Here is a 14,231-nt window from a genome sequence, read left to right on the forward strand (position 1 = left end):
TTGCCCCGCACAGTCATAATAGAGACGGCAATCCCATACCGTCCAATACCTTTTCTCCGCCTAGACCATACGGTTTCGGTATGTCTTTCCCTAGTTGCGAGACCGCAGGTGCTTGCTCACAATCGCCTTGTAACAGGCAGCGCAACGGGACGGAACATGGAAATAAGACAGTTGAAATACTTCGTCGCGGTCGCGGAGGCGGGAGGTTTCGGAACAGCGGCACAGAGGATGCACATATCGCAGCCACCGCTTACTCGTCAGATCCAGGCCTTGGAACGCGATATTGGGGCAAAGCTTTTCGAGCGGACGGCACGGGGCGTCGAACTCACCGCCGCCGGAAAGGTGTTTCTTGATGACGCGCGTCAGTTGCTCGCGCTTGTGCAGCGGTCTTCGCGGCGATCGCAAGCTGCCGCTAGAGGCGAATCGGGTGAGCTGAAGCTCGTCTACTTTGGGACTCCTGTCTTTGAGACGGTTCCGGCGTTCGTCAGAACGTTCCTCGCAACGTATCCCGACGCCACCGTCGCCGTGTCTCACATGACCAAGGAAGCTCAGCTCGAGTCTCTTCTTTCAGGGGTGGTGGACATCGGATTCGGGCGCTTCTATCCGGTGACCGAAGGCGTGTCGAGTTGGAACATTGGGACGGAGACGCTTCACGTCGCCGCTGCCGATCCGTGGGACACACGCGTTTCCCGTGCCCGTGCAGTTGTAGACCTACTCGATGTGCCCCTCATTCTTTATCCACGCGGCGACCGACCAAGTTTCGCCGACAAGGTAGTTTCCATATTTAGAACGGAAGGAGTGGAGCCAAAAATCGCAGCCGAGGTCGAAGATGTCAACGCGGCCCTCGGGCTCGTCGCGGCCGGCGCCGGCGTCACGCTGGTCCCGGCCTCGGTGGCCGCGATTCGGCGGCCCTTCGTCCGGACGATGGAGATGGCCGATGCGAGCGCCAAGGTGCCGGTCAGCCTGACTTACCTGACCGACTCTCGCGTACCCGTGCTTCGCGCATTTCTCGATGTCGCAAGACGCGGGAAAGGACAGAAATAGCGCGGCTGGCTACGTGTACGATTTCGTGTTCGAACGCGAACTCCGTCAAGCAACTCGACCATCCATCGCCGCCGTCAGGCGCCAGCGCGAAGACGACTACCATCGAGATAGATCACCCGCCGCGTGGCGCCCGCAACGGGCCTCCTCGAAGGCGAATGCAACCCCGCTCCCCTCAGCACGGCACATGGCCACCCAAGATCGAACCCAGGCGGCACGCAAGAAGACATCGGGCCCGGCCGCGGCCAAACCCGCCAGCGAATCGACGCTGTACGTGCAATCGGTCGAGAAGGCGATGAAGGTGCTGATGGCCTTCGACGGCTCCAAGCGCCAGCTTTCGCTGTCCGAGATCTGCACGCTCACGCAGCTCGACCTGAGCGCCGGGCAGCGCTTCACTTTCACGCTCACGGCGCTCGGCTACCTCAACAAGGAATCGGAAAGCCGCAAGTACGAGCTCTCGCCGCGGCTGCTCGACTTCACCTACCATTACCTGGCGTCGAGCGACGTGGTGAACCGCGCCACGCCCTTTCTGCAGCAGCTCAGCCAGATGACGGAGGAGGTCTGCAACCTCACCGTGCTCGACGGGCCGGACATCCTCATCGATCAGCGCGGCGACGGCACCGCGATCGTCACCATCGACCGCCCGCAGCGGCGCAATGCCTGCGACTTCGACGCCTGGACCGACCTGAAGGCCGCCTTCGAGCGCTTCGCGCAGGACCGCTCGGTCCGGCTCGTGGTGCTCACCGGCAGCGGCGGCCACTTCTGCGCCGGCGACGACATCGTCGCCTTCGCGGCGGCCAAGGCCGATCCCGCGCACGCCGAGGTCTACCGCCAGCGCATCCAGGAGGCCTATGCCGCGGTACAGAGCGCCCCGCTGCCGGTGATCGCGGCCATCAGCGGCGTCTGTGCCGGCGGCGGCTGCAGCCTGGCCATGTGCTGCGACTTCCGCGTGGCCGACGCGACGGCGCGCGTCGGCGTGCCGGTCGCGAAGCTGGGCCTGGTCTATCCGACCATCCAGCTGCAGCGCCTGGCCTGGCTGATCGGCGCTTCCAACGCGCGGCGCTGGCTCTACAGCGGCCAGATGTTCGGCATCGACGAGATCGGCCGCACCGGCTTCGCCGACGCGGTGGCCGAGGGCGATGTCGTCGAGGCGGCCTTGCGCTTCGGCGCACCGATGACCGCCGCCGCGCCCTTGTCGATCGCCGGTTCGAAGGCGCAGTTGAATGCGGTGCTCGCCGGCCAGGTCGCGCAACGGCGGGCCGAGCTCGACGCCATGGTGGCGCGGGCCGACGACAGCGAGGACTTCCGCGAAGCACGCGCGGCCTTCGCAGAGAAGCGCACGCCGCATTTCAAGGGCCGCTGAATCGCAGGCCCCGCCCGGGCCTCGCTGCTAGGCGACGTGCCGCCGAGGCGCCGACACGGCGAAGGCCGTGCTGCGCACCAGGTCGGCGAAGCGCTGCTCGTCGCGCGCCGGTTCCCAGCGTGCACGCGACACCGCGACGTTGATCGCGCCGATGCCGCGCCCGCGCGCATCGGTGATCGGCGCGGCCGTGGAGATGTCGGAGAGAAAGTACTCGTCCTCGGTGCGCACGAAGCCGCGCGCGTGCGCGACGGCCACGCGCTCCTTGATCTTGCGGCGGTCGACGATGGTCCTGGGCGTGTGCCTGACCAGCGTGCTGGCGTCGAGCAGCGCATCGACTTCGGCCTCGGGCAGCGTCGACAGCAGCGCCAGCCCCGGCGCGGTGCAGTAGGCCGGCAGGCGGGTACCGACGATCACGTTGGGATGCAGCACGTTGCGGCTCACGATGCGCTGCACGAAGACGATGTCCGGCCCGTCGAGCACGGTGAGGTTGCAGACCTCCTCCGTCATCTGGCTGAGCTGCTGCAGAAAGGGCGTGGCGCGGTTCACCACGTCGCTCGACGCCAGGTAATGGTAGGTGAAGTCGAGCAGCCGCGGCGAGAGCTCGTACTTGCGGCTTTCCGATTCCTTGTTGAGGTAGCCGAGCGCCGTGAGCGTGAAAGTGAAGCGCTGCCCGGCGCTCAGGTCGAGCTGCGTGAGCGTGCAGATCTCGGACAGCGAAAGCTGGCGCTTGGAGCCGTCGAAGGCCATCAGCACCTTCATCGCCTTCTCGACCGATTGCACGTACAGCGTCGATTCGCTGGCGGGTTTGGCCGCGGCCGGGCCCGATGTCTTCTTGCGTGCCGCCTGGGTTCGATCTTGGGTGGCCATGTGCCGTGCTGAGGGGAGCGGGGTTGCATTCGCCTTCGAGGAGGCCCGTTGCGGGCGCCACGCGGCGGGTGATCTATCTCGATGGTAGTCGTCTTCGCGCTGGCGCCTGACGGCGGCGATGGATGGTCGAGTTGCTTGACGGAGTTCGCGTTCGAACACGAAATCGTACACGTAGCCAGCCGCGCTATTTCTGTCCTTTCCCGCGTCTTGCGACATCGAGAAATGCGCGAAGCACGGGTACGCGAGAGTCGGTCAGGTAAGTCAGGCTGACCGGCACCTTGGCGCTCGCATCGGCCATCTCCATCGTCCGGACGAAGGGCCGCCGAATCGCGGCCACCGAGGCCGGGACCAGCGTGACGCCGGCGCCGGCCGCGACGAGCCCGAGGGCCGCGTTGACATCTTCGACAATCGCCGTCACGCGCGGCTCGACCCCGGCCCGGCGCATCAAGGCGATCACTTCGTCAGCGAAACTCGGCCTCCCCTCCTTGGGGAAAAGAACGAGGGACTCGCTCTTGAGCCGCAGCAGCGTCGGATCCTGTCTCAGCTGGCGCGCAATGCTCGAACCCGCTGCGATATACAGCCGTTCGTAGTGCAGGTGCTCCACCGTGATTCCAGGCTCCTGGGGGTAGAAGCGGCCGACACCGAGATGGATGGTGCCGGCACGCAGGGCCTCGATCTGCCGCACCTTGGGCATCAGGGCCAGAGACAGCGTCGCCCCCGGGACCGCCTGCGTGAACGCATGGAGCAATGCCGGGACGGTCTGGTAGATCGCCGTGCCGAGGTAGCCGATATCGAGTTGGCCGATCTCGCCCCGGCTGGCGGCGCGGGACCGGTCCACGGAAGTCCGACCCAGTTCGAGCATGCGCCGTGCATCTTCGAGAAACGCGGCCCCGGCGGGCGTGAGCTGCACGCCGCGCGCGCTGCGCTCGAACAACAACACGCCCAGATGCTGTTCGAGCGCGTGAATCTGTCGCGTGACCGGGGGCTGGGAAATATGCAGCCGCCGCGCGGCGGCACCGACGTTGCCCTCCTCCGCGGCAGCAACGAAATAGCGAAGCTGTCGAAACTCCATTCTTCACTCCTGGTGGCTGGCTCCGGCTGCCGGAGAGCCATACCGATCCCGTATCGCTCGCGCTGATGGAAGGTATTAGACCATATGGCCCGGCATTTCTAGACTACCGCCATGATAAAACTCGGCTGCTCTCTCGTCTGCTGGAACATCTTCAGGCGCGCTGAGCCGTCTTTTTGAAACAGTCTCTTAGAAAAGGAGCAAAAAAGTGAGCGTCGTCGCAAATCCCCTTCATCCTCTTTTCGCCGCAGGGGTCGAAGACATCGACCTTCGAGAGGCCTTGGGTTCGACCGAGGTCCGAGAGATCGAACGGCTAATGGACGAGAAGTCGGTGCTGGTGTTCCGGGGGCAGCCCCTGAGTCAGGATCAGCAGATCGCCTTCGCGCGCAATTTCGGGCCACTCGAAGGCGGTTTCATCAAGGTCAATCAAAGACCTTCGAGATTCAAGTACGCGGAGTTGGCGGACATCTCGAACGTCAGTCTCGACGGCAAGGTCGCGCAACGCGATGCGCGCGAGGTGGTCGGGAACTTCGCGAACCAGCTCTGGCACAGCGACAGCTCCTTTCAGCAACCTGCTGCCCGCTACTCGATGCTCTCCGCGGTGGTGGTTCCGCCGTCGGGCGGCGACACCGAGTTCTGCGACATGCGTGCGGCATACGACGCGCTGCCTCGGGACCTCCAATCCGAGTTGGAAGGGCTGCGTGCCGAGCACTACGCACTGAACTCCCGCTTCCTGCTCGGCGACACCGACTATTCGGAAGCGCAACGCAATGCCATGCCGCCGGTCAACTGGCCGCTGGTTCGAACCCACGCCGGCTCCGGGCGCAAGTTTCTCTTCATCGGCGCGCACGCGAGCCACGTCGAAGGCCTTCCGGTGGCCGAAGGCCGGATGCTGCTTGCGGAGCTTCTCGAGCACGCGACACAGCGGGAATTCGTGTACCGGCATCGCTGGAACGTGGGAGATCTGGTGATGTGGGACAACCGCTGCGTTCTTCACCGCGGACGCAGGTACGACATCTCGGCCAGGCGTGAGCTGCGCCGGGCGACCACCCTGGACGATGCCGTCGTCTAGCGCACGCCATGGCGCACGCCCTTTTCGCGAAGGCCCCACAAGATGTACGCAACCCTGATCAGCGGCAGCCGTAGCCTGGACGGCGACACCTTGGCGCAGCGCGTCCTTCGAGCGGCGGGCGGCCTGGCGGCATGGGGATTGAGGCCCGGTGATGTCGTCGCCATCCTCATGCGCAATGACTTTCCGGTGCTCGAAATGACGCTGGCCGCGAACCGCGCCGGCATCGTTGCGGTGCCTTTGAACTGGCATGCGAACCGGGACGAGATCGCCTTCATCCTCGAGGACTGCAAAGCGCGTGTGCTCGTCGCGCACACCGATCTGCTCAAGGGCGTTGCATCCGCGGTGCCCGAGGCCTGCAAGGTGCTGGAAGCCGCGTCGCCGCCCGAGATCCGGCAGGCCTATCGGCTGTCCGATGCGTCGTGCACGGCGAACCCGGGCACGGTCGACTATGAAGGCTGGCTCCAGGCATCGGAGCCTTCGACGGCCTTGCCGGTCGCGGCGCCGGCCAGTCTGCTCTATACCTCCGGCACGACGGGCCGCCCGAAGGGCGTGCAGCGCGCCAACGGCACGCCCGAGCTCGCGGCGAAGTTCGGCCTGAGGGTTCGTCTGGCGCACGGGCAAGAGATTCGGCCGATCCGGGCCGTGCTGACGGGGCCGCTCTACCACTCGGCACCCTATGTCTATGCGCTCAACAGCTTGCGCTTCGGCGAAGTCCTGGTGCTTCAGCCGCGCTTCGACGCGGATGATCTTCTCGACCTGGTCGAGCGCCATCGCCTGAGCCACATGCATGTGGTGCCCACGATGTTCAGCCGGCTGCTCGACCTCCCGCCGGCGCGCAGAGCCGCTTTCGATACGTCGACGCTGAGCGCCGTGACGCATGGGGCGGCCATGTGCCCGCGCGATGTCAAGCAGGCCATGATCGACTGGTGGGGCCCGGTCATCATCGAGTACTACGCCGGCACCGAGATCGGCGTGATCGCGACCTGCACGTCCGAGGAATGGCTGTCGCACCCAGGCACCGTCGGCAAGGCGCCCGAGGGCGTCCGCATCGCCATCGTCGATGACGAAGGACATCCGGTGCCCATCGGCGACAAGGGCGAGATCCTCGTTCACGCCGACGTTGCCGATCTGGTGACCTACCACAATCGGCCCGAGGCATTGACGGAGCTTCGACGCGGCGAGTGGATCACGCTCGGCGACGTCGGGCATCTGGATGCGGACGGCTTCCTGTGGATCAGCGATCGCAAGAAGGACATGGTGATCTCCGGCGGCGTGAACATACTTCCGGCGGAACTCGAAGAGGAAGCGATGAAGTTGCCGGAGGTGCGCGATTGCGTCGCTTTCGGCATCGCCGACCGGGACCTCGGCGAAGTCCTGGTCCTCGTGGTCGAGCCGCACGCCGGCGCGCGCGTCGACCTCGAAACGATGCGGGCCACGCTCAAGAACAGACTGGGAGGCCTGCGTTGCCCCAGGTTCTTGCTGAGCATGCCGGTGCTGCCGCGCGAAGACAGCGGCAAGATTGCGCGCCGCAAGCTCAAGCAGCAGTACATCGACAGCATCGCGCCATCGTCGGCGGCAGCGTAGGCCGGATGGCGGCATCCGACATCGTCATCGGCGGCTATGCCGAAACACCCGTTGTCTTCGGGTCGGGTCGAAGTGCCTACGACCTGGCGGCGGACGTCCTGGACGAGCTCGCACGCAAGTACGGCATCGCGCCCGCCGATATCGACGGGCTGGCGGTCACGGCCGCGCTGAGCGAGGGCAGCAATCCCTTCCATGCGGCCTTCATGTCGGACGCGCTGGGACTGGCGCTCGACTGGCTGGCGACCGGCACCACGGGCGGCTGCGCGATGTTGTCCGCCGTGGCCGCAACGGCTTCGGCGCTGCGCGACGGGCACTGCAAGGTGGCGCTCGTGCTGGGCGCCGACGCTCCCAGCACCCACTTTGCCGCCGAGTTCCGCGGCTACCACGACGAGTTCATCGCGCCGACCGGCATGACGCGCCCGCCCGGCTTCTTTGCGCTGCTGCACAACGCCTATGAACAGCGCTACGGTGCGCTCGATGCCGCGCTGGGGAAGATCGTGCTCACACAGCGCGGGCACGCGTTGGAGAACGAGCGCGCATGCGAAAAGCTGCGAAGACCGCTTGCCCTCGACGACTACCTGAAGTCGCGCAAGGTCTCCGATCCGCTGCGCCTGCTCGACAGCGTGATGTTCTGCGACGGCGCGAACGGCGTCCTGATGATGCGGGCCGAGACGGCGTCCGCGATGGGATTGTCCAAATGCGCGCGGCTGGCCGGCTACGCCGAACGCACGAACCACGATGTGCAGGAACAGCCGCCCGACCTGCTCGCGTCGGGCTTCGTCCAGGCCGGTCCGCGCGCGCTGCGCCAGGCCGGCCTGACCGTGCAGGAGATCGACATGCTGCAGCTGTACGACGACTTCACCATCGCCGTCCTGATGCAGCTGGAGCACATGGGGTTTTGCGGCCGGGGCGAGGGCGCCGCCTTCATCGAGAAGACCGATCTAAGATTCAGCGGCGGCTTGCCGCTGAACACGGGCGGGGGCCAACTCTCCGCGGGTCAACCAGGCTTGGCTGCCGGCGGACTGGGCCTGGTGGAGGCGGTGCGCCAGCTCTTCGGCGAAGGCGGCGCAACCCAGGTCGAAGATCCGCGCAATGCGCTGGTCACGGGCATCGGCGGCCTCGCCTATGGCCGGGCCTGGATGATGAGCAGCGCGCTCGTGCTGGACCGATGAGCGGTCTTCGAACTTCGACTGTGGCCATCGGCCACTACATGGACACCGCGGCGTTCTGGGCGGCCACGCGCGAGCGCCGGCTGCTGGTCCAGTTCTGCACGCAAACAGGACGGTGGCAGGCCTATCCGCGGCCTGGCAGCGTCTACACCGGGCGCCGTCGTCTGGCGTGGCGCGAGGTCAGCGGCGACGGGGTGTTGGCAAGCTGGACCGTCGATCGCATGAACACCCCTGCGGCGGCCGACGCCCCCCGCATGCACGCATGGATCGACCTGGTCGAAGGCGCGCGAATCCTCAGCTGGCTGGTCGACTGCGATCCCGCGCGATTGCGCGTGGGCCTGGCCGTTCGGGTCGCCTGGATCTCGCTCCCCGACGGATGGCAGTGGCCCGCCTTCACCATCGCCGCGCATTCAGGCGGGCCCAACGGAAAGGCACCCTAGCCTTGCAACACGCCTGGGGCCTTGATTTCTGGCGCACTCCGTTCCGCCATCGCCAGCCGCTGAAGCCAACGGCGTGCGGCGAGCGGCGCGTGATCCACCGCGATATCCATCATTCCGCCGCTGCTGGACGGCTCGATCCTGCGAATGACTTCCACGCCGTCGAGTGCCCAGTTTCTCTGCTGGTTCTCCATGAGCACCTTGTCTTCCATCACGGTCTTGCGGAACTGCTCGAACATGCCGACGGTCAGCGCCTCGTTGTCCGGCAGGAAGTCGCGATAGAGCGCGGAGAACTTGAAATGCGTGGTCGATGTGGAGGGGGTACAGGGCCCCGGCACCCGAAGCCGCTTGATCTGCGTCGGGTCGTTGTTGCCGACCGGTTCGACCTCGATCTCCAGCAGCATGTTGGCGCCGGGCCAGAAGCTGATGCGTTGGCTGTTCTTGACGAAGTCCCATCCGAACAGGTTCTTGAACGAGGGTCCGGTGGACGCCTTGTCCCAGTTGCGTGTCACCTGGACCTTGGCTTCGCTGACGTCGACGGTCGGGCGCGTGAGCGCCACTTCGGGCGTGCCGACGGTCTCTGGATGGGCGTAGGTCACATGCGACAGGTCCAGCACGTTCTCGATGTTGAACAAAAAGGGCGCCTCGACGAGCAGGGCTTCGGCGGGCCGCCCGACGTAGCGTCCGGAGCTGCAGATCTCCGCGTAGTCGGGCACCAGCGTTTCGTTTGCGAGCGCCGGATCGCCCGGCCAGATCCAGACGAATCCGTCGCGCTCGACCACCGGATAGGAGCGCACGCAGGCGCTCGGTGGGACGCGAGACTGACCGGGAATGCTCGTGCACGAACCGTCGCCGGCAAAGGTCAACCCGTGATAGCCGCACTGGACTTCGTCGCCGATCAGGCGCCCCAGGGAAAGCGAGACGCGACGGTGGCTGCAACGATCGGCCAGCGCGGCGACACTGCCGTCATTGCGACGGAAGAAGACGACGGGCTGTTCCAGCAGGGTTCTCGCCAGCAGCTGCCGCCCCACCTCGTGCTTCATCGCCCCGACGTACCAGAAATTCTTGGGATACATGGTCTAGTTCTCCTTCGTTTGCGGACCGTGCGCTGAGCGTAGGGCGAGCACCTTCCAGTGGCATCATGAATGTGATGACGAAGCGCGAAGAAACCCTTGATTCATCGCCCAAGCCGGTCAAGTCGGCATTCCGGGCGATCGAGATCCTCGAGTACTTCGCCGCGAGGCAGAAGGGCGCCACCATCACCGAGATTGCGGCGGCGCTGGACTATCCCCAATCCAGCACCTCGATGCTGGTTGGCAGCCTGGAGACGATGGGCTACCTCACGTTCTCCGAGAAAGACCACCTCTTCCGTCCCACGCTGCGCGTCATGCTGCTGGGCGCCTGGCAGCACGAGGCGTTCTTCGCGAAGAACAGTTTCGTGACCGACATGAAGGCCCTCGCGATGCGCACGAAGGCCGGCGTCATGGTCGGACTGCGCCAAGGCATTCACGTGCGCTTCATCCTGTCGCTGTTGCCGAGCTTGAAGACCAACGCGCTGTGGTTTCCGCCAGGCGTCCTGCGTCCAGTCTGCAGGTCGGCGGCCGGCAAGGTCTTGCTGGCGAACGAACGCGACGAGGACATCGAACGGATCGCCTCTGCCGCGAACGCGGAGGCGGCTGACGGTGTTCAAGTCAATATTCCGGCGCTGATTCGCGAAGCGCCCCAGACAACCCGTGGCTCGCGGCGCTGGCTTGGGTCAAGGGGGCCTTCGCCAAACAGCAGCGCCTGTCACAACGACCGCTCGCCGAATGTCCCGCGGCCACGCTGCCGAAGCGCCTGCGACCGTACCTGCTGATCTTCGGCGCTGATGGTCAGCCGACCGGTTTGCACGCCGATCGCTACGAATTCTGGTTGTACCGCCAGATCCGGAAGCGCTTCCAGTCGGGAGAGATCTATCTCGACGACAGTCTGCAACATCGTCACTTCTCCGACGAGCTTGTTTCGATGAACGAGAAGGCCGACGCGCTGGCGCAGATGGAGATCCCGTTCCTGCAGCAGCCAATCGATGCCCAACTCGATGCGTTAGCGGCCGAGTTGCATGCACAATGGCTGGCCTTCAACCGAGAGCTGAAACAGGGCAAGCTTACGCACCTGGAATACGACAAGGATACGCAGAAGCTGATTTGGCGCAAACCGAAAACCGAGAACCAGAAGGTGCGTGAGCAGGCATTCTACGAGCAACTGCCATTCTGCGATGTTGCCGACGTGTTCCGCTTCGTCAACGGCCAGTGCCAGTTCCTGTCGGCGCTGACGCCATTGCAGCCGCGCTACGCGAAGAAGGTAGCGGACGCCGATAGCCTGATGGCGGTTATCATCGCTCAGGCAATGAACCATGGCAACCATGTCATGGCGCGCACCAGCGACATTCCGTACCACGTTCTGGATAGCACCTACCAGCAGTATCTGCGTCAGGCGACGCTGCATGCGGCCAACGACTGCATCAGCAACGCCATCGCCGCGCTGCCGATCTTCCCGTACTACTCGTTCGATCTCGATGCGCTGTACAGCGCCGTCGATGGGCAGAAATTCGGCGTCGAGCGACCGACCGTGAAGGCGCGTTACTCGCGCAAATACTTCGGACGAGGCAAAGGCGTCGTCGCCTACACGCTGCTGTGCAATCATGTCCCGTTGAACGGCTACCTAATCGGCGCGCACGAGTACGAGGCGCATCACGTGTTCGACATCTGGTATCGCAACACGTCGGATATAGTGCCGACTGCGATCACCGGCGACATGCACAGCATCAACAAAGCCAACTTCGCTATCCTGTATTGGTTCGGGTTGCGCTTCGAGCCTCGCTTCACAAACCTCGATGACCAGTTGCAGGAATTGTATTGTATCGACGACCCGGCGCTGTACGAGAAATGCCTGATTCAGCCGATCGGACAAATCGATCGGCAGCTCATCACCAGTGAGAAGACAAATATCGATCAGATCGTCGCCACGCTGGGCCTCAAAGAGATCACGCAGGGCTCGCTGATCCGCAAACTATGTACGTACTCGCAGGAAAACCCGACACGTCGCGCGATTTTTGAGTTCGATAAGCTCATTCGTACCATCTACACGTTGCGTTACCTGCGCGACCCGCAGCTCGAGCGAAACGTGCATCGCTCCCAAAACCGCCTCGAGTCTTACCATCAGCTTCGTTCGACCATCGCCCAGGTCGGCGGCAAGAAGGAATTGACCGGCCGCACCGACATCGAAATCGAGATCAGCAACCAGTGCGCCCGGCTGATCGCCAACGTCATCATTTTTTACAACTCGGCGATTCTGTCGCATCTACTGACGAAATGGGAGGCCAGTGGCAACGCCAAGGCGCTGGCGCGGCTTACGCAGATATCACCGGCAGCCTGGCGGCATATCCTTTTGAACGGGCACTACACTTTTCAAAGCGACAACAAAATCGACCTGGACGCGCTCATTGCAGGGCTCGAATTGGAGTGATCGAATTTTCGGCGGTTCTGGCTTGGAATCCCTTATTCCTGTTACGGTGGAATACGATGCCACAACCAGGTAATCCTTTACCCCCAGCCGTGGTCAACACCTGGCGACTGAGCGTCGGCACGTCGCTGTTCGTGATCGATATCCTGGCCGACGGCAGCTGGCGACCGGCGTATATTGCGCCAAAGCGGCTGGGTGGCTGGACGATGGATGTGTTGCCGAACATGCCGCCGACGTTAGTCGATATCGCTCCCTCGGTACGCACCTGGGCGCGACAGTACGGCGCGAATGTAACGAACCGGCGCACGCCGGCGCGCCGGTTTCCCGCGCAAACCGCTTCTTCGAACAGGACGCCAGAATGAACATGCTGAAACGTCGTCTCGATGCGACAGACGAAAAGCTGCAGGAGCTGAAAACAGCCCGCAAAGCGGCAGCTAAGGCGCAGCGCCAGCAGGTCAAGCAAACGCGCGCGGATCGCGAGCGAAAGATCATGCTGGCCGGCGAGGCGTTGCTGCGGCGTGTCGATCGCGGCGAGTGGGATGAAGCCGATTTCCGCGCGATGATGGACGATTATCTGTCGCGGCCCGCCGATCGCGCGCTGTTCGAGCTCGACGATGTATAGCCTTTGATGTTCGACGTCGACGCACCGCACAGCCAGGTCGGCAAATGTTGATTTGATTCACGATGAAGGATGCCCGATGCTGCCAACGCTCCGCATGAACCGGAATTTTGTCGAGGCCTTGCTGGCCGAGCGCGCGCCCTGCTTTGCGATGGGACTCGTGGCCGAGGGCCAGACGCACTATGCTTGCCTGGCACTGCGGCCGGTGGATGACATTCCGAACGACGTAACACGCAGCGGTTTCAACTTTGGCCACTCGATACGCGGCACCGACGACTTCGAGGTCGTACACTTCGGCTTAGAGTTTTACGGCTACCGCATCTTCAATGCGCTGATCAATCCGAGCAACTTCATCGCCAGGACAATCCTGTCGCACATGGTCGACACGAAGGCGTTTTTCTTCTTCGCGGTCAACCCGTCAGGCGGTGTGACGGTGTTCAAGTCCGGCATCGGTGAATGCAGCCTGGACAGCATCGAGTCTAATCTCGAGCGGATACTGCGCTCGAGCACGTCCGATGCTCAGTACGACGCGGCGCTGACAACGTTCAGCGACCATCCAGATCCGGTCGGGCCGATGCTGCACTGGGTTTGCCGGGACTGCGAAGATTGTCTCGACCTGTCCCACAATGTAATCGAACTGGGCCCCGCGTAACGGTCCTGATGGTCCGTGTGACCGAGACCGTCATGTCACTCACCGGACGTCGCTCCAACATTCTTCGGCTGGAATAAGCCGATTAATGTTCACAATGTGGAACGACGGAATTTTCTGGGGTTCCGGCGTAGATCCCCATGTCGGCGTGCCGATCAGCGCTGTAGCGTCAGCCGGAGCGCTGATTCTACTGGGTGTGGCGGCGCGCGGCCATGTGATCTCCACCCGCAAGGTGCTCAAAGAAGCGCCTTGGCAGATTGTGATTTTTTCACTTGGCATGTACCTGGTGGTCTACGGCCTGCGCAACGAGGGTCTCACCGAACATATCGCCGGACTGCTCGATTACTTCGCACAAGGAGGCGTATGGGGCGCAGCTTTCGGGACGGGCATTCTCACCGCGCTGCTATCGTCGGTCATGAACAACATGCCTACGGTGCTGGTGGGTGCACTCTCCATTGATGCCACGAGTGCAACCGGTGTGGTCAAGGACGCGATGATCTACGCCAATGTGATCGGCAGTGACCTCGGGCCGAAGATCACCCCCATCGGATCGCTGGCGACGCTGCTCTGGTTGCATGTGCTGGCGCGCAAGGGCATGACGATCACTTGGGGTTATTACTTCAAGGTGGGTGTTGTACTAACTGTTCCTGTACTGGCAGTGACACTAGCTGCGCTAGCTCTTCGCCTGAGTCTCACTTGATGCGAGCGGAGCGCTGTTTGCGGACATGCAGTATTGGAGTAAAGAAGGGTGAGCGGCTTGGCGTATGGCTATTCTCTTGAGTGCGGTCATCGGGATACCGCTCTATATCCGCGCCTTTTTTTAGTGGAACTGGATTTACTCGGCCACAGAAAGAAAAAGA

The 14,231-nt window shown here is 63.6% G+C and carries 12 protein-coding genes and 4 pseudogenes; 13 read left to right on the forward strand and 3 right to left on the reverse strand.

Going from position 1 to position 14,231, the window contains the following annotated elements:
* Positions 1-171 precede the first annotated feature (171 nt).
* The 3 genes and pseudogenes from ACIGJB_RS33305 (at position 172) to ACIGJB_RS33315 (ending at position 2,404) form a co-directional block, all read left to right on the forward strand.
* Positions 172-1,044, forward strand: a complete 873-nt coding sequence (locus ACIGJB_RS33305; protein WP_232355764.1) for a LysR family transcriptional regulator — start codon at positions 172-174, stop codon at positions 1,042-1,044.
* A pseudogene (locus ACIGJB_RS33310) lies at positions 1,013-1,639 on the forward strand (helix-turn-helix domain-containing protein); the annotation flags it as partial. The gene ACIGJB_RS33305 and the pseudogene ACIGJB_RS33310, both read left to right, overlap by 32 nt.
* A complete protein-coding gene (locus tag ACIGJB_RS33315) occupies positions 1,616-2,404 on the forward strand; it encodes an enoyl-CoA hydratase/isomerase family protein (RefSeq protein ID WP_227978825.1) in 789 nt (262 codons plus the stop codon). The pseudogene ACIGJB_RS33310 and the gene ACIGJB_RS33315, both read left to right, overlap by 24 nt.
* Positions 2,405-2,431: 27 nt before the next feature.
* On the opposite strand, the gene ACIGJB_RS33320 is transcribed toward ACIGJB_RS33315, so the two are convergent.
* Positions 2,432-3,271: an IclR family transcriptional regulator gene (locus tag ACIGJB_RS33320; protein ID WP_011178397.1), complete on the reverse strand. Its 840-nt coding sequence runs from the start codon at positions 3,269-3,271 to the stop codon at positions 2,432-2,434.
* Between the two features lie 184 nt (positions 3,272-3,455).
* A complete protein-coding gene (locus ACIGJB_RS33325) occupies positions 3,456-4,343 on the reverse strand; it encodes a LysR substrate-binding domain-containing protein (RefSeq protein ID WP_011178398.1) in 888 nt (295 codons plus the stop codon).
* A 205-nt stretch (positions 4,344-4,548) separates the two neighbouring features.
* On the opposite strand from ACIGJB_RS33325, the gene tfdA reads away from it, so the two are divergent.
* The 4 genes from tfdA to ACIGJB_RS33345 are packed head-to-tail and all read left to right on the forward strand — an operon-like array spanning position 4,549 to position 8,605.
* A complete protein-coding gene (tfdA, locus tag ACIGJB_RS33330) occupies positions 4,549-5,412 on the forward strand; it encodes an alpha-ketoglutarate-dependent 2,4-dichlorophenoxyacetate dioxygenase (RefSeq protein ID WP_011178399.1) in 864 nt (287 codons plus the stop codon).
* Between the two features lie 42 nt (positions 5,413-5,454).
* Positions 5,455-6,996 carry an acyl-CoA synthetase gene (locus tag ACIGJB_RS33335; RefSeq protein ID WP_011178400.1) on the forward strand — a complete coding sequence of 514 codons (1,542 nt, stop codon included), beginning with the start codon at positions 5,455-5,457 and terminating at the stop codon, positions 6,994-6,996.
* Between the two features lie 5 nt (positions 6,997-7,001).
* Entirely contained in the window at positions 7,002-8,168 is a 1,167-nt protein-coding gene (locus tag ACIGJB_RS33340) for a thiolase family protein (RefSeq protein ID WP_011178401.1), read from the forward strand.
* Positions 8,165-8,605, forward strand: coding sequence for a Zn-ribbon domain-containing OB-fold protein (locus tag ACIGJB_RS33345; RefSeq protein ID WP_011296186.1), 441 nt, complete (start codon positions 8,165-8,167; stop codon positions 8,603-8,605). The genes ACIGJB_RS33340 and ACIGJB_RS33345 overlap by 4 nt, the downstream gene beginning before the upstream one ends.
* Here the strand turns inward: ACIGJB_RS33345 and ACIGJB_RS33350 are convergent.
* Positions 8,602-9,678: an aromatic ring-hydroxylating oxygenase subunit alpha gene (locus ACIGJB_RS33350; protein WP_011178402.1), complete on the reverse strand. Its 1,077-nt coding sequence runs from the start codon at positions 9,676-9,678 to the stop codon at positions 8,602-8,604. The genes ACIGJB_RS33345 and ACIGJB_RS33350 overlap by 4 nt on opposite strands.
* 74 nt (positions 9,679-9,752) lie before the next feature.
* Here ACIGJB_RS33350 and ACIGJB_RS33355 point away from each other — a divergent pair.
* The 6 genes and pseudogenes from ACIGJB_RS33355 to ACIGJB_RS33380 form a co-directional block, all read left to right on the forward strand.
* Positions 9,753-9,935 (forward strand): annotated as a pseudogene (locus ACIGJB_RS33355) (helix-turn-helix domain-containing protein); the annotation flags it as partial.
* A 377-nt stretch (positions 9,936-10,312) separates the two neighbouring features.
* Positions 10,313-12,106: pseudogene (locus ACIGJB_RS33360) on the forward strand (Tn3 family transposase); the annotation flags it as partial.
* Entirely contained in the window at positions 12,103-12,465 is a 363-nt protein-coding gene (locus ACIGJB_RS33365; RefSeq protein WP_156903410.1) for a hypothetical protein, read from the forward strand. The pseudogene ACIGJB_RS33360 and the gene ACIGJB_RS33365, both read left to right, overlap by 4 nt.
* Positions 12,462-12,725, forward strand: a complete 264-nt coding sequence (locus tag ACIGJB_RS33370) for a hypothetical protein (protein WP_007180432.1) — start codon at positions 12,462-12,464, stop codon at positions 12,723-12,725. The genes ACIGJB_RS33365 and ACIGJB_RS33370 overlap by 4 nt, the downstream gene beginning before the upstream one ends.
* A gap of 52 nt (positions 12,726-12,777) precedes the next feature.
* Positions 12,778-13,374, forward strand: a complete 597-nt coding sequence (locus ACIGJB_RS33375; RefSeq protein WP_232292905.1) for a hypothetical protein — start codon at positions 12,778-12,780, stop codon at positions 13,372-13,374.
* A 124-nt stretch (positions 13,375-13,498) separates the two neighbouring features.
* Positions 13,499-14,071: pseudogene (locus ACIGJB_RS33380) on the forward strand (ArsB/NhaD family transporter); the annotation flags it as partial.
* Between the last annotated feature and the right edge of the window lie 160 nt (positions 14,072-14,231).

This window comes from Cupriavidus sp. C2SS-8b (genome assembly GCF_057073745.1).